The organism is Collinsella sp. AF19-1LB, assembly GCF_003459655.1.
In the GTDB taxonomy this organism is placed as follows: domain Bacteria; phylum Actinomycetota; class Coriobacteriia; order Coriobacteriales; family Coriobacteriaceae; genus Collinsella.
Genome location: NZ_QRWO01000019.1, coordinates 1 through 20,501 on the forward strand (window position 1 = coordinate 1; position 20,501 = coordinate 20,501).

General features: G+C 62.0%; 16 protein-coding genes, 3 tRNA genes and 1 pseudogene. All 20 read left to right on the forward strand.

Features of this window, described 5'->3' with window-relative positions; all coding sequences use genetic code 11:
- The first annotated feature begins 106 nt into the window (after nt 1-106).
- Entirely contained in the window at nt 107-979 is an 873-nt protein-coding gene (modA, locus tag DWX39_RS06780; RefSeq protein ID WP_117758966.1) for a molybdate ABC transporter substrate-binding protein, read from the forward strand.
- Nucleotides 980-1,047: 68 nt separating this feature from the next.
- Nucleotides 1,048-2,490 carry a molybdate ABC transporter permease subunit gene (gene modB, locus DWX39_RS06785; protein ID WP_233508904.1) on the forward strand — a complete coding sequence of 481 codons (1,443 nt, stop codon included), beginning with the start codon at nt 1,048-1,050 and terminating at the stop codon, nt 2,488-2,490.
- A gap of 3 nt (nt 2,491-2,493) precedes the next feature.
- Nucleotides 2,494-3,564 (forward strand): sulfate/molybdate ABC transporter ATP-binding protein, encoded by a 1,071-nt coding sequence (locus tag DWX39_RS06790; RefSeq protein WP_117758968.1) that lies wholly within the window; start codon nt 2,494-2,496, stop codon nt 3,562-3,564.
- Nucleotides 3,565-4,009: 445 nt separating this feature from the next.
- A complete protein-coding gene (locus tag DWX39_RS06795) occupies nt 4,010-5,293 on the forward strand; it encodes a double-cubane-cluster-containing anaerobic reductase (RefSeq protein WP_117646493.1) in 1,284 nt (427 codons plus the stop codon).
- Between the two features lie 150 nt (nt 5,294-5,443).
- Nucleotides 5,444-6,607, forward strand: coding sequence for a double-cubane-cluster-containing anaerobic reductase (locus DWX39_RS06800; RefSeq protein ID WP_117758969.1), 1,164 nt, complete (start codon nt 5,444-5,446; stop codon nt 6,605-6,607).
- A 159-nt stretch (nt 6,608-6,766) separates the two neighbouring features.
- On the forward strand, nt 6,767-7,531 hold the full coding sequence (locus DWX39_RS06805) for an acyl-CoA dehydratase activase (protein ID WP_117758970.1): 765 nt from the start codon (nt 6,767-6,769) through the stop codon (nt 7,529-7,531).
- 70 nt (nt 7,532-7,601) lie between these two features.
- Nucleotides 7,602-8,651 (forward strand): selenide, water dikinase SelD, encoded by a 1,050-nt coding sequence (gene selD, locus DWX39_RS06810; RefSeq protein WP_117758971.1) that lies wholly within the window; start codon nt 7,602-7,604, stop codon nt 8,649-8,651.
- Nucleotides 8,652-8,710: 59 nt separating this feature from the next.
- Nucleotides 8,711-9,337, forward strand: a complete 627-nt coding sequence (yedF, locus tag DWX39_RS06815; RefSeq protein WP_117758972.1) for a sulfurtransferase-like selenium metabolism protein YedF — start codon at nt 8,711-8,713, stop codon at nt 9,335-9,337.
- 19 nt (nt 9,338-9,356) lie between these two features.
- Nucleotides 9,357-9,608 (forward strand): DUF3343 domain-containing protein, encoded by a 252-nt coding sequence (locus DWX39_RS06820; RefSeq protein ID WP_117758973.1) that lies wholly within the window; start codon nt 9,357-9,359, stop codon nt 9,606-9,608.
- Nucleotides 9,605-10,744: an aminotransferase class V-fold PLP-dependent enzyme gene (locus DWX39_RS06825; protein WP_117758974.1), complete on the forward strand. Its 1,140-nt coding sequence runs from the start codon at nt 9,605-9,607 to the stop codon at nt 10,742-10,744. Before DWX39_RS06820 ends, DWX39_RS06825 begins: the two co-directional genes overlap by 4 nt.
- A gap of 67 nt (nt 10,745-10,811) precedes the next feature.
- Complete coding sequence (gene brnQ / locus DWX39_RS06830) at nt 10,812-12,170, forward strand: branched-chain amino acid transport system II carrier protein (protein ID WP_117758975.1); 1,359 nt, start codon at nt 10,812-10,814, stop codon at nt 12,168-12,170.
- A 91-nt stretch (nt 12,171-12,261) separates the two neighbouring features.
- Nucleotides 12,262-12,338: transfer RNA gene (locus DWX39_RS06835), tRNA-Pro, on the forward strand.
- A gap of 6 nt (nt 12,339-12,344) precedes the next feature.
- Nucleotides 12,345-12,418: transfer RNA gene (locus DWX39_RS06840), tRNA-Gly, on the forward strand.
- A gap of 323 nt (nt 12,419-12,741) precedes the next feature.
- The gene (locus DWX39_RS06845; protein WP_117758999.1) at nt 12,742-13,578 is read left to right on the forward strand and encodes a formate/nitrite transporter family protein; all 837 of its coding nucleotides are present in this window, start codon (nt 12,742-12,744) and stop codon (nt 13,576-13,578) included.
- A 184-nt stretch (nt 13,579-13,762) separates the two neighbouring features.
- A complete protein-coding gene (gene selA, locus DWX39_RS06850) occupies nt 13,763-15,220 on the forward strand; it encodes an L-seryl-tRNA(Sec) selenium transferase (RefSeq protein ID WP_158558628.1) in 1,458 nt (485 codons plus the stop codon).
- A complete protein-coding gene (gene selB, locus DWX39_RS06855; RefSeq protein ID WP_117758977.1) occupies nt 15,217-17,181 on the forward strand; it encodes a selenocysteine-specific translation elongation factor in 1,965 nt (654 codons plus the stop codon). The genes selA and selB overlap by 4 nt, the downstream gene beginning before the upstream one ends.
- Nucleotides 17,182-17,243: 62 nt before the next feature.
- Nucleotides 17,244-17,340: transfer RNA gene (locus DWX39_RS11025), tRNA-Sec, on the forward strand.
- 262 nt (nt 17,341-17,602) lie between these two features.
- Nucleotides 17,603-18,958 carry an NADP-specific glutamate dehydrogenase gene (gene gdhA / locus DWX39_RS06860; protein ID WP_117758978.1) on the forward strand — a complete coding sequence of 452 codons (1,356 nt, stop codon included), beginning with the start codon at nt 17,603-17,605 and terminating at the stop codon, nt 18,956-18,958.
- 153 nt (nt 18,959-19,111) lie between these two features.
- Complete coding sequence (locus tag DWX39_RS06865) at nt 19,112-20,014, forward strand: xanthine dehydrogenase family protein subunit M (RefSeq protein ID WP_199411458.1); 903 nt, start codon at nt 19,112-19,114, stop codon at nt 20,012-20,014.
- A 74-nt stretch (nt 20,015-20,088) separates the two neighbouring features.
- A pseudogene (locus tag DWX39_RS11365) lies at nt 20,089-20,457 on the forward strand ((2Fe-2S)-binding protein); the annotation flags it as partial.
- Nucleotides 20,458-20,501 lie beyond the last annotated feature (44 nt).

Sequence of the window (20,501 nt, forward strand, 5' to 3'; positions counted from 1 at the left end):
GTTCGGATAAAGTCGATAATCAAGGTTATTCGCACCGAAGTATAATCTAATTACAGAATAAAGCCCGCGGTGGGGTACCCGGGCATAAGGTCCGAAAGGGTTGAACATGTTCGATATGGTTTCTCGCCGCGGATTCGTCTGGCTCTCTGCTGTCGCCGCTGCCGGCCTTGGCCTTGCCGGCTGCTCTGGCAACAAGACGTCTGAGCCAACTGGCTCCGATGCCGGTTCTGCTAAGGCATCTTCCAAGAAAGCTGTCGAGCTGCAGGTCTTTGCCGCCAACTCGCTCGAGAAGGCTCTGCCCGAGGTCCAAGAGCTCTACACCGACCAGACCGGCACCACGTTTGCAGACACGCAGTTTAAGGCGTCTGGCGACCTTGTCGAGCAGATGCGCGCCGGCGCCACGGTCGACGTGCTCATCACCGCCTCCAAAGGCACCATGGACGACGCCGAGGCCGCCGAGCTCGTCGATGCCGACACCCGTGAGGATATGTTCGTCAACGACCTTGTGATCATTCGTGCTGAGGGTTCCGACACCAAGATCGAGGTCATCGCCAACGTCGCGAATCTGGACGGCAAGATCGCCATCGGCGACGCCAAGACCGTCCCCGCCGGCAAGTACGCCAACCAGGCCTTAGCTTCTGTGGGTCTCTACACCGGCACCGAGGGCGACGACGGCGAGTATGCACCCGAGCTTGCCGACAAGGTGGCCCTGGCCGACAAGGTCGGCACCGCTGCGTCTTACGTCTCTACGGGCGACTGCGTGGCCGGTTTTGTCTACAGCTCCGATATCTTCCGCTATGACGGCATCGAGGAGGCCTTTGTGTGTCCCGAGGACTCGCATAAGCCCATCGTGTATCCGGGCGCTGTCGCCGATGGCTCCGAGCACGCCGACGAGGCCAAGGCGTTTATCGACTTTTGCCTGTCCAACAAGAAGGCTCAGAAGATTTGGGCTAAGTACGGCTTTGAGCTTTCCGAGTAGTGCGGCTTGGCGCGATAATTCCATTGTTTTGTGTTTCACTCCGTCCTTGTATTCGCTTGGAGCTTTTCGTGCTTAATAGATTCCGCATGCTTGTCGCCTGTGCTTTGACCTTCGCGCTTTGCTGGGTGCCGGGATTTGCGTTTGCTGGGGTCGCTGAGGACGGGGCCCAGGTTGCTGCGACCGCTCATGGGCTTTCCTATGGGATCGAGGGTTTTGAGCGGTTGGCCAAGGGGACCGCTCGTGCCATGGAGGGCCAGCCTGAGGGCTACCGGTTTCCCGTTGATGAGGACGTGGACCTTGTGGTGGCGCCTGCTGCCGATCGCGTTGTGGTGTGGATATCGCCCAGGGCGGTCGAGAAGTATGAATTGGATCCGCAGGATAACGAGTGCGTATCGGGTCTCAAGGCCCTCGTCTGTGAGCTCGACAGCGCAAACTGCATGGGAGGTGCGCAGCTTGGGGACGTGGATCTTCCTTGGTATGTCACGGCGGAAACAACGTTTAATGCCGGCGGGTATACCTATGGCTTTGATGTGCGTGGTGCGGATGGGGACCGCTATGTGGTGATTGCATCGGCCTCGGGTGATGCCAAGGGCGGCGCGCGTTGGCTTGATAGCGCTCAAATGGTAGAAGCATCGTCTGTCGTGTTGCGGGATGAGCAGGGTCCCTTGACCTCTCTGGCCTCCTTTTTGGGCGACATCGACTATCGCCCGCTTTGGGTGTCCATTAAAACGAGTGGCCTTGCCCTGGTGATTGCCTTTGCACTGGGCCTGTTCGCCGCGTGGAAGACTATGGGTACCTCGAGTCGCATCAAGGGCCTGCTCGATTCGGTCTTTACGATTCCTATGGTGCTGCCGCCCACGGTCTGCGGCTTTCTGCTCCTCATGCTGTTTGGCCGCTCGACCGGGGTCGGCCAGTGGCTCATCGCGCACGGCATCTCGATCGTCTTTACCTGGCCCGCGGCGGTGATATCTGCCGTGGTGGTGTCGTTTCCCCTGGTCTACCGTACGGCGCTCGGAGCCTTCGAGAGCCTTGACACGCAGATGCTCGATGCCGCGCGCACGCTGGGATGGTCCGAGCGTCGCATCTTTACTAAGCTCATGATGCCGCTTGGCTGGCCCTCGATTGCAGCCGGCGCGGTGCTTGCCTTCGCGCGTGCCATGGGCGAGTTTGGCTGCACCCTGTTCTTTGCGGGCAACTACGCCGGTATTACGCAGACCATTCCCATCGCCATCTACTTTGAGTGGATGGGCGGCAACACGTCGGTAGCCCTCTTTTGGGTCATCGTCGTAATCGTGTTCAGTTTCCTGGTCATTCTGTTTATCAATATGTACACCGCTCATTCACAAAAGTATCGCGAGCGGGGCCTTTCTCGTGCGGAGCGGAAGCAGGCCAAAGATCTCGCCGGACGGGGCGATTCGCTCGACTCGGCGGGCGGCGATGCCTTGCGTATCGATCGCGAGGCGCTGGCCGAGCTCATGCGCGATGATGCCGCGCCGCAGGGAGGTCGATAAGCCATGTCGCTCGTTCTGGACATCAAAAAGCGCTATCCCGGGTTTATGCTCGACATGCAGCTTGAGGCCGGCGAGGAGCGTGTGGCGCTCCTGGGCGCCTCGGGTTGCGGCAAGAGCTGCACGTTGCGCTGCATTGCCGGCGTGGAGACACCCGACGAGGGCAAGATCGTCGTCAACGGCGTGACCTTCTTTGACTCTGCGGCGGGCATCAACCTTTCGCCCCAGGAGCGAAAATGCGCCCTGATGTTTCAAAACTATCAGCTGTTCCCTAATATGACGGTGGCCGATAACGTGTGCGCCGGCGTTGAGGGTGCAGGTGACGCCGCAGCGCGTAGACAACTTGCCGAGCGCTACCTGGGCATCTTTGGACTGGCCGACTTTGCCGACCGTTATCCCGCGCGCCTCTCGGGCGGCCAGCAGCAGCGTGTGGCGCTTGCTCGCATGGTGGCGGCACACCCGGGCATTTTTATGTTCGACGAGCCCATGAGCGCGCTCGACGCGTATCTCAAGAGCGCGCTTGAGCAGAACATGCTCGACCTGTTCGACGTCTGTAACCGTACCGTGCTCTACGTGAGCCACGATATTGACGAGGCATGCCGCCTGTGCGAGCGCATTTGCGTGATGCATAACGGGCATGTGGAGGAGATCGGCTCCGTCGAGGACGTGGTCCGCCGGCCGCAAACCTTGGCTGCGCTGCGTCTGACGGGCTGCAAGAACACAAGCCGGGCGCGCAAGATCGGCGACGAAGAAGTTGAGGCCCTCGACTGGGGCATGACCTTTAACGTGGGTCGCGAGGTTCCCGATAATGTGGCGTACCTGGGCATTCGCGCAAGCTACTTCCATGTTGACAATCGCGCGGAGCGGGGTCGCAACAGCTATGATTTGCACGTGGCCCGAGTGAGCGATTCACGCTTTGAGCGCCTGGTGCTGTTGGACGTGCCGCGTACTGATGCGCCCACGCGTCTGCAGTGGAAGGTCAACAAAGTGGGCATGCCTGTCGACGAGCTGCCGCAAGCAGGCGAGACGCTGCGCATGCATTTTGATGCCAGCAGGATCCATTTGGTTTGTCGTTGATGCGGTGGGCGATGCGGGCGAGGAGGTAGTCCTCGACCGCTTTGTTTCCACTTTACCGCTCGCCGATTTCTATATGACAAAATCTTGTCAATCTGATAATTATTTATCAGACAGCGAGGTGTTCGCATCCCGCAGCTGTCGTACGATTGTCAACGGTGTTCGCATGGTCGATGACCGTTGATATAGTTGACCTCAACTGGTTAAGGAGGGTGCGCACATGCCGCAGACGACATACATTCGCCGCGTTGCCGCGCGTGCCCTATATATCGCTCGGAGCCGCATATGAGCAGGTATGTTCACGGCTCCGGGAGAGACGACGCACAATTAAATAGTCAACCGCAAAGCAGGTTCCCCAAAATTCCGGGTTTGAGCACGGCAGGGCAATCGCCGCCCGTCGTGCATCGATACCGCTGTTATCCGTTTTTGGTTCGAGAGGGGAACCGCCATGGCTGAAGAATTCGATTTCCATCCGATGTGGGAGAGCCTCGGCATGAATCTTGCCGACCACGACATGCTGCTGGGCGCCGTGGGCCAGATGTACGGCGATATGTTCTTGACGCAGAACAATCGCCCCAAGTCCACGTCCTACCTGGACTTTGTGGCCACCAACATCCACAGCGGCCGTATTAAGGAGATGCTCGACAAGAAGGAGGCCGGCGAGGCCACCAAGATCGTCGGTTCGTTCTGCGTGTACGTGCCCGAGGAGATTGTGCTCGCCTGCGACGGTATTCCCGTGGGCCTGTGCTCGGGTGCCGATTGGGCAACCGATAAGGTCGAGGAGCATCTGCCGCGCAACACCTGCCCGCTTATCAAGAGCTTTGCCGGCTTTAAGCTGGGCGAGGTCTGCCCCTACATTGAGTCGAGTGACTTGGTGGTAGGCGAGAACACCTGCGATGGCAAGAAGAAGGCCTACGAGTTTTTTGCCACGCAAAAGAACATGTACGTCATGGATATTCCCAACGTACACGACGAGTCGACGCTCGTGACCTGGAAGGCCGAGGTCAAGAAGCTCGCCGCCAAGATCGAGGAAGAGTGCGGCGTCACGATTACGCCCGAGCGTCTGAAGGCCGCCATCCACGCCGTCAATGAGAAGCGTCGCGCCCTGCAGCGCCTCGCTGCCACGCGCGCTGCCGACCCTGCGCCCATCAGCGGTCTTGACAGCCTGCTGACCGTTCAGGCCGCCTTTATGGACGACACGCCACGTCTGACCGGAGCCATTAACGATATGGCGGCCGAGTGTGAGCAGCGTGTCGAGGTCGGCGAGGGCGTGGCGCCCAAGGGGACTAAGCGCATCCTGTACACCGGTACGCCCATGGCCGTGCCCAACTGGAAGCTGTTCAACCTCATCGAGAAAGCCGGTGGCATTGTGGTAGGCGAGGAGTCCTGCACGGGCTCGCGCTATTACAAGGACCTGGTCGACGAGTCCGGTGAGACGGTCGACGAGATGCTCGATGCCATCGCCGAGCGCTACTTTAAGATCAACTGCGCCGTCTTTACGCCCAACGACCAGCGTATGAAGGACATTGTCCAGATGGCCAAGGACCTGCATGCCGACGGCATCGTCGACGTGGCCCTGCAGTTCTGCACGCTCTATGAGATGGAGTCCTTCGCCGTGGAGAAGGCCGCCGAGGAAGCCGGCATTCCGTTTATGCACATCACGACCGACTACGCCGGTGAGGATGCAGGCCAACTGCAAACCAGGATCGAGGCCTTCTTGGAAACCATTTAGGGCTATCCGTCCCGGCGGCTTTCCCAGGCACCCGATCTTGCCGTTCAAACCGTCGCTTGCGTGCGAAAGTACGCGGCGCGTCTCTTTCACGGCAACCTCGGGCACCTGGGAAAGCCGCTTCCTTGGTTGGTTAAAAGGTTTAGGAGTTATATGTCGGAAAATATTGAGCAGCCGTTGCCCAGCACGTTTGAGGAGTTTAACGAACAACGCAAGGCGGCGTTTATTCGCGTCAAGGATTACAAACAGGCGGGCAATCGCCTGATCGGTTTTCTGTGCAGCTACACGCCGCTCGAGATTATCGATGCCGCGGGGGCTGCGAGCGTGGCGCTGTGCGGCACGTCCGACGAGGTGATTCCCGAGGCCGAGAAGGTGCTGCCGGCAAATCTCTGCCCGCTCATCAAGTCGACGTACGGCTTTGCCTTCTCGCAAAAGTGCCCGTTTACGTACTTTAGCGACATGATCATCGGCGAGACCACCTGCGACGGCAAGAAGAAGATGTACGAGCTACTCAACGAGCTCAAGCGCACGCACATTCTGCACCTGCCGCAGGGTCGCGACCGCGCCTACGAGCGTGAAGGCTGGTACGAGGAGTGCCGCCTGCTCAAGGAAGAGCTCGAGAACTTCTACGACATCACGATCACCGATGACGACCTGCGCGCCGCTGTCCGTCGTCGCAATCGCTTGCGTGCGGCCCAGCTCGAGATGTTCGCACTGCAGGCCAACCAGCCGGCGGTCATGAGCGGCGTCGACCTGATGAGCACCATGTTCGCCGGTACGTTCAGCTTTGATATCGAGGCCTATACGCAGCAGCTGGAGCAAAAGGTTGCCAAGCTGCGCGAGGCCTACGACGCGGGCGAGCGCCCGGTTGCGGCGGATGCCAAGCGCATTCTGATCACCGGCTGTCCGGTGGGCGGTGTGATCAACAAGATCGGCCGTACTATCGAGTCCAACGGCGGTGTGGTCGTGTGCATGGACGACTGCTCGGGCGAGCGCACGGCGGCCATGATGATCGACCCGGAGGCTCCCGATATCCTGCACGCCATCGCCGACCGCTACCTGGACATCAACTGCTCGGTCATGACGCCCAACGACAGCCGCATGGGGAACACGCTTGCCATGTGCGAGAAGTATCATGTCGATGGCGTGGTAGAGAGCGTGCTACAGGCCTGCCACACCTTTAACGTGGAGAGTGCGCGCATGCAGGAAGCTGTCGAGGGTGCGGGTATTCCGTATATGAAGATCGAGACCGACTACAGCAACGGTGACATGGGCCAGATCGAGACGCGCATCGCCGCCTTTATCGAAACCCTCTGACGTCTGAGGCACCCGACCTTCCGGCTCCAACCCTCCTCGCGTACCTTGAGTACGCTTCGTCGGGCTTGTCGCTCGGAATCTCGGGCACCTCAGACGCCAGAGGGCCGTTGTTGCAGCAGTGTCTGATCGTTTGATTTTCTTGCTGATTAGGAGAGAGGCATGATAGGGATCGGGGTCGATATCGGGTCTACGGCGGCTAAGGCTGCTGTGGTCGATGGGGAGGGTTCGGTGGCGTGGACGTGCGTGCAGCCAACCGGGTTCTCCTCGGTCGATGCTTCCGAGCGGCTGCGCGAGGCACTGGCAGCGGCCGGCTATGACGTGACAGCCGACGACGTGCGCGTGATCGCGACTGGCTACGGTCGCATCGCGGTGCCCTATGCGCACAAGGTCGTGACCGAGATCACCTGCCACGGCACCGGTGCCGTGCGCCTGTTTGGCGATCACGGCACGGTGATCGACGTGGGCGGCCAGGACACCAAGGTCATTCAGCTTGAAAGTGGCCGCGTGGCCAAGTTTGCCATGAACGACAAGTGCGCCGCCGGCACGGGGCGCTTTTTGGAGATCATGGCCGACCGCCTAGGCATTTCCCAGCAGCAGATGGCCGACCTGGCGCGTTCCGGCGAGCCTACCAAGATCAGCAGCATGTGCACGGTGTTTGCCGAAAGCGAGGTTATCAGCCTGATCGGTCGCGGTGAGCCGCGCGAGAACATCGCACGTGGCGTGATCGACAGCGTGGTCTCGCGCGTGGCGACCATGGCCGGGCAGGCCGCAGGCGCCCCGTACTACCTGACCGGTGGCCTGTGCGAGAACGCCTTCGTGGTGGAGCGGTTGGGCGAGCTACTGGGGTCGCCGGTGACCACCTCGCCCCAGGCTCGCTTTGCCGGTGCCATCGGCGCGGCGATTCGCGCGCAGGCGCTCAATTAATGCATCCGCCCCAGGCTCGCATTCATGCGTATACTGGGAGAAAATGATTGACCGATGAGAGGAGGTATCGATGGCTGACGATCAGATTAAGCTCACGTCTATGACTGCCGCGAGCGGTTGAGCCGCTAAGTTGGCTCCTGGAGCCCTCGCCCAGGTCCTGGGCGACTTACCCAATGTGCATAACGACAACCTGCTCGTGGGGTTCGATACCTCCGACGATGCGAGCGTCTTTCGCGTTGGCGATAACCTGGGCCTCGTTCAGTCCATCGACTTCTTCCCGCCGATGGTCGACGACCCGTTCCTGTTTGGCCAGATCGCCGCGGCCAACTCGCTGTCGGACATCTATGCTATGGGCGGGCGGCCGAGTCATGCCATGAACCTGCTCTGCATACCCAGTTGCCTGGGCGTCGAGGTTGCCGGCCAGATTCTGGCGGGTGGCGCCGACAAGTGCGTCGAGGCCGGCTGCTCTATCGCGGGCGGCCACACCATCAACGACGACGAGCCCAAGTACGGCCTGTCCGTGAGCGGCTTTGTCGCGCTCGACCGTATGCTCGCCAACAGCGGTGCGCGCGTGGGCGATGCGTTACTGCTGACCAAGGCGGTTGGCTCGGGCATCATCACCACGGCCATTAAGGGCGAGCTTATCGAGCAGGACGAGGCCGCAGCCATGTTTGACTCGATGCGCACCCTCAACGAGGCGCCGATTCGTCTGGCCGAGGGACTCGAGCTTCACGGCTGTACCGACGTCACGGGCTTTGGCCTGATCGGGCATGCGTGCGAGATGGCCGAGGGCTCGGGCGTGCAGATTGAGCTTGCGTCAGGGGCCGTACCGCTCTTTGACCAGGTGCTCGACATGGCGCGTCTTGGCATTATCCCAGCCGGCGCCTACCGCAACCAGGACTTCTTTGGCCCCCGCGTGGCGGCCGACGATGACCTGGAACCGGGCATGTTGGATGCGCTGTACGATCCGCAGACCTCGGGCGGCCTGCTCATCGCGGCGCCTGCTGCCGATGTGGATGAGCTTTCGCGTCGTCTGCATGCCGAAGGACGTATCGCCGCCGTCGTCGGTCGCGTGTGCGAGCCGGTGCCAGGCGGCCCTGCCGTCCGCGTTGCCCGTTAACGACACGTTTATCGAACTATGCACCGTTCTAGAACGATTTATTCGAAAGGAAAAAAGCTATGTCTACCAAAATTGAAGTCAATGCCATGGGCGATGCCTGCCCGCTGCCCGTCGTCAAGACGCTTAAGGCACTCAAACAGCTTGATGGCGAGGGCGCCGTCGTGACTTCGGTCGATAACGAGACGGCCGTGAAGAACATCTCCAAGATGGCACAGGAGAAGGGCTGCACGGCCTCGGTCGAGAAGATTTCGGACGCTGAGTGGCACGTGACTGTCGCGACCGCCGGTGCCGTGGCCGTTGCGGACCCCGAGCAGGACGGTGCCGCTTTCTGCGACGCCAGCGCCGGCAAGGGCAAACTCGTCATTTCCGTCTACACCGATTGCATGGGTCGTGGCGACGACGAGCTGGGCCACAAGCTCATGAAGGCGTTTATCTTTGCCGTGACGCAGCAGGAGGAGCTGCCTGCGACCATGTTGTTCTACAACGGCGGCGCCAAGCTCACCGTTGAGGGGTCGCCGGTGCTCGATGATCTGAAGGGCCTGGCGGAACAGGGTGTCGAGATTCTCACCTGCGGTACCTGCCTGGACCACTTTGGCATCAAGGACCAGCTTGCCGTGGGCGAGGTCACCAACATGTACGTGATCGTGGAGAAGATGGAGCAGGCCGTGCGCGTCGTGCGCCCATAACGTATTGGTTGGAGTTGCCATGAGGGAGAAGCGCCCGGCGCTTGTCATCACGTTTCCCACCACGGCGGCCGCCATGGGCTGCGAATCTCTGTGCATCGAGTGCGGTCTTCCCGGACGAACGATTCCCGTGCCCGGGGAGGTCGCTGCCGGTTGCGGTCTGGCGTGGAAGGCGTTGCCTGCCGATGAGGAGCTGCTGCGCGGCGAACTCGCCGCGGCGGGCGTTCCCACCGAGGGCTATACCGTGATTGATATGTGGGAGGTCGTGCGATGATCTACCTGGATAACGCGGCGACGACCATGCACAAGCCGCTGACGGTCATCGATGCCGTGACGCAGGCGATGTGCTCGCTCGGCAATGCCGGGCGCGGTGCCACGTCGGGTGCCCTCGATGCCGCTCGTACGATTCACGCTTGCCGTACCAAGCTCGCGCGCCTTTTGGGCTGCCCGAGGGCGGACCATGTGTGCTTTACGCCCAACTCCACCGCGGCGCTCAACACCGTCATCAATGGCGTGGTGCGCCCCGGCGACCGTGTGGTCACGACGGTGCTCGAGCACAACTCCGTGCTACGTCCGCTCAATCGCTTGGCGGCAGAGCAGGGTGTGACGGTTGATCATGCGGGTTGCGACGTGAACGGCGCGCTCGACTACGACGAGCTCGAGCGGCTAGTCACGCCCGGTACGCGTGCCGTGGTGGTGACGCACGCCTCAAATGTGACCGGCAACGCGGTCGACATTGCGCGCGTGGCGGCCATGGCCCATGCGGCCGGTGCGCTGGTGATCGTCGATGCCTCTCAGTCTGCCGGCACGGCGCGTATCGATATGCATGCCATGGGGCTCGACATTGTGTGCTTTACCGGCCACAAGGGGCTCATGGGGCCCCAAGGCACCGGCGGCCTGGCCGTGGCGGAGGGCATTGACGTGTCTCCGTGGGCCATGGGCGGCACGGGCGTGCACAGCTTTGACCCACTGCAGCCACTTGAGTGGCCCACGCGGCTCGAGGCGGGCACGCTCAACGGTCACGGCATAGCGGGCCTTTCTGCCGGTCTCGACTTTATCGAGGCGCAAGGCGGGGTCGAGGCGATTGCGGCGCATGAGCGTGCGCTTGCAGAGCGCTTCCTCGCCGGTGCTCGCGAAATCCCCGGCATTGCGCTCTACGGTGCGTTTGACCAGCCCGTGCGCTCGGCGATCGTCTCACTCAACGTGGGTGATATCGACTCGGCCGAGATCTCGGACGCGCTCATGCAAGGGTGGGGGATTGCGACGCGCCCCGGTGCCCATTGCGCTCCGCTCATGCACCGTGCGCTGGGGACCGAGCGCCAGGGTGTCGTCCGCTTCTCGTTTGGGTATTTCAACACGGATAAGGAAGTCGACATCGCGATTGACGCTTTGCGCGATTTAGCCTGCTAAAGCGTATATACTTGCGGGACGGGTATTTTGCCCGTCCCGTTTTTGTTTCGACCCGAAAGGTGTGCCCATGGCTTCATCCGCCCCGCGCGGTCTGCGTTCCGACCATGTCGTTACCGTCGGCATTGCGCTGTTCTCGATGCTCTTTGGTGCCGGTAACCTCATTATTCCGCCGCTGCTGGCGCTGCAGGCAGGTTCTGCCACGCCGGTTGCCATGATCGGCTTTTTGATTGCAGCTATCGGTCTGCCCGTTATGGGATTTATCGCCGTCGCGCTCGCTGGCACGGCCCGAGAGCTGGCCGGGCGTGTGCATCCTAAGTTTGGCGAATTCTTCGTTGCGGCGGTCTACCTGGCCATCGGTCCGTGCTTGGCCATTCCGCGCACAAGCTCTACGGCGTTCGAGATGCTGGTGCCGCTGCTACCCGAGGGCGTTTCGCTCGGCACGGCACGTCTGGTGTTTGCCATCGGGTTCTTCGTCGTCGCGTTTGCGCTCACGCTGCGCCCGGGTGTCATCACGCGTGTGCTCGGCCGCATTACGGGCCCTGCGCTCATTGCGCTCATCGTGCTGGTCGTGGGTGCTGCCGTGATCTCGCCGCTGGGACCGGCTGCCGCGCCGCAGGCCCCTTACGATGCCGGTGCTGCCGTGCAGGGCTTTCTGACTGGCTATCAGACCATGGACCTGCTCGCGTCACTTGCCTTCGGCATCATCATCGCCGAGACCATCCACGAGCTGGGTGTTACCGATGACAAGCGCGTGGCCTTCGAGATCTCGCGTTCCGGTGTTATCGCCGGCGTGCTCATGGCCATCATCTATTGCGGCTTGGGCCTTGCCGGTATGCAGCTCGGCACCGTGATGCCCGACGCCACTAACGGCGCTGCCATCCTTGCTCGCTCGGCCTCCATGCACTTTGGCCTTGCCGGCACGGTTGTGGTCTTTGCGATTTTCTTCCTCGCCTGCATGAACGTGTGCATCGGCCTCATTAGCTGCTGCGCGCGCTATTTCTGCGAGACGTATGTGGTCGAAGGGGGAGCGGAGGCTTCCGAGGAGGCCATGCGCCGCCCCTTTGCAATTCTCGCGTTTGTGTTCGCAGCGTTTTCGTGCGTGCTCTCCAACGTGGGCCTCGACGTGATCCTTATGTTCTCGGTGCCCATGCTTAACGCCTTGTATCCCGTCGCCATTGTGCTGGTGCTTATGGGCCTGGTGCACGGTTTTTGCGACGCGCATCCGCAGGTATGGGTCTGGGTCGGCGGCGTCGTCGCGGTGCAGAGCGTGATCACCTCGGTCCGCGACGCGTTCTTTGCTGGCGCGTGGCTACCGTTCGATGCGCTGCCGCTGGCGGATATCGGTGCCGCGTGGGCGCCGGTCGCCGTGGTGGCGTTTGTGATAGGCCTGCTCCACAGCCGGTTTGTCGCACATTCGAGGAGCTAGAATATCGCCGCTTGCACAGGCGGGGAGTCTCCCCTATAATTTCCTTCGCTTTGGGACACGCAAGGTTTATGCCTTAGCTGCTCAACACCTTCGGGACGTGGCGCAGTTTGGTAGCGCGCCTGCTTTGGGAGCAGGATGTCGCAGGTTCAAATCCTGTCGTCCCGACCATATCTTGCGGGCGTAGTTCAATGGTAGAACCCCAGCCTTCCAAGCTGATGACGCGGGTTCGATTCCCGTCGCCCGCTCCATAAGAATTGTTTTAACGGCTTTGGTTTCCTTTGGGAATCAGAGCTGTTTTCGTTTACGCGCCGGGCGACGGGAATCGAACCCGTCAGGGTGCGGAGCTGAGAAAATGCGTGAGCATTTTCCAGCGCAGCACGCAAGGGCCGAAGGCCCGCAGCGAAACAAGGATTTGCGAAGCAAATCCTTGGACTTCCCGTCGCCCGCTCCAAGCTATATAATCGCAGGCCAATATGCTAATTTGGCTCGCGTTTATTTTTATACCGTCCGACCTCGCGGGGCAAATGAACCAAGAGCGTTTGTCCCACATCGTAAGAAAGTAGTGATTGCCATGGCACAGAGTAAGGCAGAATACCCCACCCCCGACTGCCTGGCGCCCGCCGCGATCGAGGCTAAGTCCGAGGCCGCCGGCGTTACCAAGGCCAACCTGCCGGTCTCGAAGGCCTTTTTGCTCGCCATGTTCGCCGGAGCGTTTATCGCCTTCGGCGGCCTGTTCTTCACGGTCTTTCTGAGCGATCCCACGCTTGGCTGGGGCGCCCAGCGCTTCGTGGGCGGTCTTGCTTTTTGCCTGGGACTGGTGCTCGTGCTCATTTGCGGCGCGGAGCTGTTTACCGGTAACTCGCTTATGGTATGCGCGCTTAAGAGCAAAAAGATTACGCTCGTCCAGATGTTCAAGGCTTGGGCTGTTGTGTGGATCGGCAACTTTGCCGGCGCCCTGTTCGTTGTCTTTTTGATTTACATGGCAGCTATTTATAAGCTCAACGGCGAGGCCGTTGCCAATACCATGGTGAGCGTCGCCGCCGGTAAGGTTGCGATCGACGCCGTTACCATCTTCTTCCGCGGCATTTTGTGCAACATCTTTGTCTGCCTGGCCGTATGGATCGGCACTGCCGGCAAGACCGTGGTCGACAAGGTCGTGGGCATTTTGCTGCCCATCGCTGCCTTTGTGGCCTGCGGTTTTGAGCACTGCGTCGCCAACATGTACTTTTTGCCCATGGGTATTTTGATGCACTCCTGCGGCTATGGAGCCGATGTCGCTGGCGCCGATGCCCTCAACGCTGCCGGGTTGGCGCTCAACCTTACGGTCGCCACGCTGGGCAATATCGTGGGTGGCGCCCTGATCGTGGCGCTGGGCTACTGGTTTATCTACGCCAACAAAGAGTCCTAAAGGACCCAACCCATAACCGACCAAAAAGGGACAGGTTTATTTTGGCAGGTTTTGAGCGAGGCGCTGCGCCGTCTTGTCACGAGCTGCCATAATGGACCTGTCCCTTTTTGCATGTGCGTTGCCGCATTTTGCTGCTGACGACAAAGGGGACCCGCTTTTTATTGAACATGTCGAAAGGCTTTCCATGAGCGACTGCGAATCCATGCCTGCCGAGGTGCGCGACCGCCTGCGCTCCATTCCCGCCGTTCACGAGCTGCTGGCCGAGTGGCCGGTCATGAAGGCTGCCGGCGATGCGGGCGACATGATTGTGCGCGAGGCGATTGATGCCGAGCTCGATGCCGAGCGCGAGGCGATTCGCTCTGGCGTCCCCGCTAGGAATAAGCGCGAGCTCGCCTTGGCCATCGAGCAGCGGTGCCACCGACTGTCGCTGCCGACCCTGCGCCCTGCCGTCAACGCGTCGGGCGTTGTGATTCACACCAATCTGGGCCGTGCTCCGCTTGCTCCCGCAGCGGTGCAGGCGGTGGCCGATGTCGCCCGCGGCTACAGCACGCTTGAGTATGACGTCGCGACCTGTGCCCGTGGGGGCCGCAAAGAGCATGCCGCGCGTCTGCTGCGCACGCTCACGGGGGCGCAGGACGCCCTGGTTGTCAACAACAACGCCGCGGCGGTGCTGCTGGTGCTTGCCGCGCATGCAAGCGGCAAAGAGGTCATCGTGAGCCGTGGCGAGCTTGTCGAGGTGGGCGGCAGCTTCCGCATTCCCGATATCATGGCGGCTTCGGGTGCCAAGCTTGTCGAGGTGGGCTCCACCAACCGCACGCATCTGGATGATTACCGAAGCGCCATTACGCCCAATACGGCGATGATCTTGAAAGTTCATCCTTCTAACTACCGTATCGAGGGTTTCCACGAGGAGGTTTCCGCGGCGGAGCTTTCTGCGCTGGCGCATGAGCACGGGCTGTTACTGTACGAGGACCAGGGCTCGGGCGCTTTGCTTACAGATGAGGTGCTCGTCGATGCTGGGGAGAAGCCCACGTCCGCCTCGCTTTGCGCCGGCGTTGACGTCGTCTCGTGCTCGGGCGACAAGCTGCTCGGCGCCTCGCAAGCGGGCATTATTCTCGGTAGCGCCCAGGTAATCGCCGCCTGTGCCTCGCATCCGCTTATGCGCGCGCTTCGCCCCGGCAAGCTCACGCTCGCGGCGCTCGAGGCCACTTTGCGCCTGTATGTGACCGGATCCGATACAGCGCATCGGGAGATCCCGGTGCTCAACATGCTTTCCGGCGCGCCGGCTCCGCTCGAGCGTCAGGCCAAGCGCCTGCATGACCGCATGCTGCGCAAGCTTCGCGAGTCTCAGTGTGAGGAGGCGGTGGAGCTGCAGGTTGTCGAGGGCGTGTCTGCTCCGGGCGGCGGTTCGCTGCCGACCGTCGAGCTCCCAACTTTTTGCGTTGCCGTCTGTCCCGTCGATGGGCGTCTATCCGCCGATGGCCTAAAGCGCGCTATGGTACAGGAGCCCGATACGCCGGTTGTGACGCGCGTGCGGCACGACCAGGTGCTTTTTGACGTTCGCACGCTTTTGCGCGACACCGACCTTGACCTGTGTGCGTCTGCGTTGGCGGATGCCGTGCGGGCAGGTTTGCGTCGATGACCGCGCGCGAGCTTGTCGAATGTCCCGTTATCGTCGGAACGGCAGGACACGTCGACCACGGAAAGTCGGCCCTTATCGAGGCGCTGACCGGCAAAAATCCCGACCGTCTGGAGGTCGAACGGCGCCGAGGCATGACCACTGAGCTCGGCTTTGGCGAGCTCGAGCTTCCCAGCGGCAAGCTTGTCGGCTTGGTCGACGTACCCGGGCATGCGCACTATCTGCGCGCCATGGTGCAGGGCGCCACCGGCGTGGACGTTGCGTTGCTGGCGGTTTCGGCCGTTGAGGGCGTGATGCCGCAGACCCGCGAGCACGTTCGGGTTCTGGAGCTGTTGGGTGTGACGCGCATGGTCGTCGCACTCACGATGCGCGATTTGGCCGACCACGAGATTGCCGCGCTGGCGGAGCTCGATGTCGAGGCGTTTCTGGACGGGACCGTGTTTGCGGGTGCCTCTATAGTGCCGGTGTCCTCCAAGACGGGCGAGGGCCTGGACGAGCTGCTTACGACGCTCGATAACACGGTTTGTTCGTGCTGGTCGGAGCATCTGGAGGCGACCGCTGGCTCGGGCGCCGCGCCCCGTCTTCCCATCGACCGTTGCTTTAGCATCCGCGGCACCGGAACCGTCGTGACGGGTACGCTGCACGACGGTCCCGTTTCGGTTAGCGATGAGCTCGTTGCGCTGCCGTCGCAAACGCGCTGTCGCGTGCGCGGGGTGCAGGTTCACGGGGATACCCAGTGCGCGGTTCCCGGCCAGCGCGTCGCCCTGAACCTGGTGGGCGATGGCGTGGCGGGCCTCAAGCGCGGCGAGATGCTCGGCGTCGAGGGTCGCGTGGGCCAGACGCTGCGCTTTTTGATGCAACTGACATATGTGGGGCGCGATGGCGTGCGAGCCGGCGTTCTTGCTTCGGGTACACGCGTGCACGTTATGGCGGGCACGGCTGAGGTGCTCGGCCGCATTATGCTTTTAGACGACGAGCCGCCTATTGCGGTCGGCGAGACGCGTGTGGTGCAGGTGCGCCTGGAACGGCCGCTGCCGTTGCGCGCCGGCGATCATGCCGTCATTCTGTCGTATTCGCCGATTTCGCTGCTTGGCGGCGGACGCGTCCTGCTATCGCGCTGTCGCCGCGCGCGGGTCCTGTCGGCGGGGGAGCGCGCGTTGTATGCGGCGCTTGAGTCCGGAGATGTCGCGGACGGCGTACACGCGTGGCTGGCGCTGCAAACGCTGCCTGTTGCTGCTGCCGGTGTTGCCGCAGCGCTCGATCTTGTTACCGGCGAGGTCGAGATCGTTTTGCGTGGGCTTGTGGACCAGGCTGCCGTGTGCGAGCTTGCTGCGGGCGGTGCGGTGCTCTACGCAGATGCCTCGGCTCTCGATGCTGCAATGGATGTGCTGGCTGCGGCCTTGTCCTCCATGCACGCGGCGGCTCCCAAGGAGATCGGCTTTACGTCCGGTGCGGTCGCGCACGCGGCTTGGCCGGGCGCCGGTAACGATGTCGCGATGGCACTTATTGCCGAGGGCTGTGCACGTGGCGTGTGCGCCGTCGACGGTGCCGAGGTGTTCGACCCGCATTCCGCCGCCGCGGCGATACGCGTGGTGCGCGAGGCTGGCCAGCGTATCGTGGCCCTGCTGGATGAGGCCGGTCTTAATGCGCCGACGCTTCCCGAGGTGAGCGAACAGTTGCAGCTCGATCGCGACACCATGACGCGTGCACTGCGCGAGCTTTCGCTCAACCACTCGATCGTTAAGGTCGAGCGCGACGTTGCCTTGTCCGCCGCTGCCGAGGCCCATGCGCGTGAGGTTGTTGCGACGGCTATCGAGGCTGCTGGCGGCGCCGCCACCACGAGTGTGCTGCGCGAAGCCCTGGGCGTGTCGCGCAAACGAACCATTAGCATCTTGGAGCACCTGGATGCCGTGCGCTTTACAGTACTCGACAAGGAGTCCGGCGGTCTGAGATCGCTGCGTTAGCGGTTTCCGCATCGCTCTTTTCGGTTGTGGTCTGTTGGGTTTGGTAAAATACCGCCACGTTTGGGAACGGATGGGCTCCGGTGGGCCCCGCGGTCCTCAAAACCGTTGTGAGGCGTGCAAAACGTCTTGGATGTGTTCGATTCACATACGTTCCCGCCAACGCATCCTGCCAACCACCACAAAGGTGCCTGTCCTCTTTGTGGTGGTATGGACCATGTGGACGAAACAGCTTCGAAACACGCGATTTGTACGTCGGGTGCTCAAAAACGCTTCTACCTGCATCGTAATCAAAACGAAACATCTGCTCGTCGGCTTATGCGAAACTTTGCTGCAACAGTGCGATATTATCCATACTCGATAAAGCTCGCGGCGCATGGGGCGCCGCGAACGACACCTTTCTTTTCCATCAATTGGAGGAAGCATGAGCTACACGCAGAAAGTTCTCGACGAGCTCAAGGCCCGCTATCCCGAGCAGCCTGAGTTCATCCAGGCCGCGACCGAGATCCTCGGCACCATCCAGCCGGCGCTCGACGCCCACCCCGAGTACGAGGAGGCCGCCCTACTGGAGCGCCTTGTCGAGCCCGAGCGCATCGTCATGTTCCGTGTTCCCTGGGTCGACGACCAGGGCAAGGTCCAGGTCAACCGCGGTTACCGCGTCGAGTTCAACTCTGCCATTGGACCCTACAAGGGCGGCCTGCGCTTTAACCCGACGGTCACCCTGGGCATGCTCAAGTTCCTGGGCCTGGAGCAGATCCTCAAGAACAGCCTGACCACCCTTCCCATGGGCGGCGGCAAGGGCGGTTCCGACTTTGACCCCAAGGGCAAGTCCAACAACGAGATCATGCACTTCTGCCAGTCCTTCATGACCGAGCTCTATCGTCACATCGGCCCCAACACCGACGTTCCCGCCGGCGACCTGGGCGTTGGCGGCCGCGAGGTTGCCTACCTGTTCGGTCAGTACAAGCGCCTGACCAACGAGTGGACCGGCGTCCTTACCGGCAAGGGCCTCTCCTTTGGCGGCTCGCTCGCCCGTACTGAGGCCACCGGCTACGGCCTGGTCTACTTTGTGGACGAGTACCTCAAGAGCCGCGGCGACTCCTTCGAGGGCAAGAACGTCGTCGTTCACGGTTCGGGCAACGTCGCCATCTACGCCGTCCAGAAGGTTTCCCAGCTCGGCGGCAAGGTGCTTGCCTGCTCCGATACCCACGGCTGGGTCGAGGATCCCGACGGCATCGACTACTCCGTGCTCGAGCACGTCTACAACAAGAAGCGCTCTGGCCACGACAAGGGCGTCACGCTCGCCATGTACGTTGATGAGAAGCCCAACGCCGTGTGGCACGAGGGCGACGGCCGCGGCATGTGGCAGCTGCCCTGCGATATCGCGCTGCCCTGCGCTCGCGAGAACACGCTGCTGCTCGAGGACGCCCAGGCGCTCGTCGCCAACGGCTGCAAAGTGGTCGGCGAGGGCGCGAACATGCCCACGACCATCGAGGCCACGACCTACTTCCAGGAGAACGGCGTCGCCTTTATGCCCGGTAAGGCTGCCAACGCCGGCGGCGTGCTCGTGTCCGGCCTGGAGATGAGCCAGAACGCCGAGCACCTGTCCTGGACCTTCGAGGAGGTCGACGGCAAGCTCGAGCAGCTCATGCGCGGCATGTTCCACAACGTGGACGATACCGCCAAGGAGTATGGCCAGGAGGGCAACTTTGTCATGGGCGCCAACATCGCCGGCTTCTTGAAGGTTGCCGACGCTATGCTTGCCCAGGGCGTCTGCTAATCCTTTGCTCGACATAACTCCGCACAGCACCAGCTGATGCGCTTAAGGCTCCCGGCAATTCCTGCCGGGAGCCTTTTTCTATGGTGGTGAGGGTCGTGCGCCCTCGTTTGGTACACTTAGAGGTACTGGACAAGTAAAGAGATGGGGGAGAACGTGCTCAAGTTCGGTACCTACGTCCGTGTTGGAAACGCGGCCGAAGCCTATGAGCTCTTGCAGAAAAACCGCAACAACAAGATTGTGGGCGGTGGCATTTGGATGCGTCTGGGTTCGCGTCGCGTGGCGACGGCGATTGACCTTTCGGCCTGCGGACTCGATCAGATCGAGGAGACCGAGACCGAGTTTCGCATCGGTGCCATGTGCACCCTGCGCCAGCTCGAGCGTCATGCCGGGCTCAACGCGCTTGTCAACAATGTCTTTGAGTTCGCCGTCCACGACATCGTGGGCGTGCAGCTGCGCAATACCGCCACGGTGGGCGGCAGCATCTACGGCCGCTTTGGCTTCTCGGACGTTCTCTCGGCGTTCCTGGCGCTCGATTCGTATGTTGAGCTGACGGGCGCCGGCCGCGTGCCGCTCGCGGAGTTCGTGCGGATGGGCTACGTGCGCGACGTGATCGAGCACATCGTGGTCGTTAAACACGAGTACCGTGCGAGCTACGAGGCCGTGCGCAAGGCCGCGACCGACTTCCCCTCGTTGAACGTCACCGCCGCCTGGTGGAACAACACTTGGCACGTCACCGTGGGCGCCCGCCCGCTGCGCGCGACCCTGCTGCAGGGCGTGGCGTGCGGCCTTACCAACGAGCGGCCTTCCGAGGACGAGCTTCGCGCCCTTGCTGCATCCGTGCGTGCCCTGAGCTACGGAACCAACCTGTGGGGCTCGGCCGACTACCGCCGTCGCATCTCTGCCCCGCTCGCCGTCCAGGCCGTGCGCCGCGCCGCCGGCATCGAGCTTTCGGCCGCGCTTGCCCGCGAGCTCGAGACCGTGCAGGTCCCTAAGTTTGCCACGGACGAGTATTCCTGCCGCCGCGTGCCCGGCGTCGATTCTAGCGAGGTGCGCTAATGGCTGCCAAATTCATCGATCTTTCCTTTACGCTCAACGGCCGCAAGGTCAAGGTTCAGATTGCCCCCGATACCATGCTCTTTTCGCTTTTGCGTGAGCAGGGTTGCGCGTCGGTGCGCTGCGCCTGCGAGACCACCAACTGCGGCCTGTGCACGGTGTGGCTCGACGGCTACCCGGTGCTGAGCTGCTCGGTTCCCGCCGCGCGCGTCGAGGGCCATACCATCACCACGCTCGAGGGTCTCAAGGCTGAGTCCGAGGCGCTTGCCCGCGCCATGGCTGCCGAAGGTGCCGAGCAGTGCGGTTTTTGCGCTCCCGGCCTCATCATGAACGTGCTGGCGCTTGCCCGCGCCGCCAAGGAGGACCCGAGCCTCGTCGCCACGCGCGAGGAGCTGTCGCGCCAGCTCGCCGGCAACCTCTGCCGTTGCAGCGGCTACGAGAGCCAGCTGCGCGCCATTGTCCGCTTCCTCAACGAGTCCGGCGTGCAGGT

Coding starts and splice junctions, on each gene's coding strand:
- modA (WP_117758966.1), top strand. CDS start 107: ATGTTCGATATGGTTTCTCGCCGCGGATTCGTCTGGCTCTCTGCTGTC.
- DWX39_RS06790 (WP_117758968.1), top strand. CDS start 2,494: ATGTCGCTCGTTCTGGACATCAAAAAGCGCTATCCCGGGTTTATGCTC.
- DWX39_RS06795 (WP_117646493.1), top strand. CDS start 4,010: ATGGCTGAAGAATTCGATTTCCATCCGATGTGGGAGAGCCTCGGCATG.
- DWX39_RS06800 (WP_117758969.1), top strand. CDS start 5,444: ATGTCGGAAAATATTGAGCAGCCGTTGCCCAGCACGTTTGAGGAGTTT.
- DWX39_RS06805 (WP_117758970.1), top strand. CDS start 6,767: ATGATAGGGATCGGGGTCGATATCGGGTCTACGGCGGCTAAGGCTGCT.
- yedF (WP_117758972.1), top strand. CDS start 8,711: ATGTCTACCAAAATTGAAGTCAATGCCATGGGCGATGCCTGCCCGCTG.
- DWX39_RS06820 (WP_117758973.1), top strand. CDS start 9,357: ATGAGGGAGAAGCGCCCGGCGCTTGTCATCACGTTTCCCACCACGGCG.
- DWX39_RS06825 (WP_117758974.1), top strand. CDS start 9,605: ATGATCTACCTGGATAACGCGGCGACGACCATGCACAAGCCGCTGACG.
- brnQ (WP_117758975.1), top strand. CDS start 10,812: ATGGCTTCATCCGCCCCGCGCGGTCTGCGTTCCGACCATGTCGTTACC.
- DWX39_RS06845 (WP_117758999.1), top strand. CDS start 12,742: ATGGCACAGAGTAAGGCAGAATACCCCACCCCCGACTGCCTGGCGCCC.
- selA (WP_158558628.1), top strand. CDS start 13,763: ATGAGCGACTGCGAATCCATGCCTGCCGAGGTGCGCGACCGCCTGCGC.
- selB (WP_117758977.1), top strand. CDS start 15,217: ATGACCGCGCGCGAGCTTGTCGAATGTCCCGTTATCGTCGGAACGGCA.
- gdhA (WP_117758978.1), top strand. CDS start 17,603: ATGAGCTACACGCAGAAAGTTCTCGACGAGCTCAAGGCCCGCTATCCC.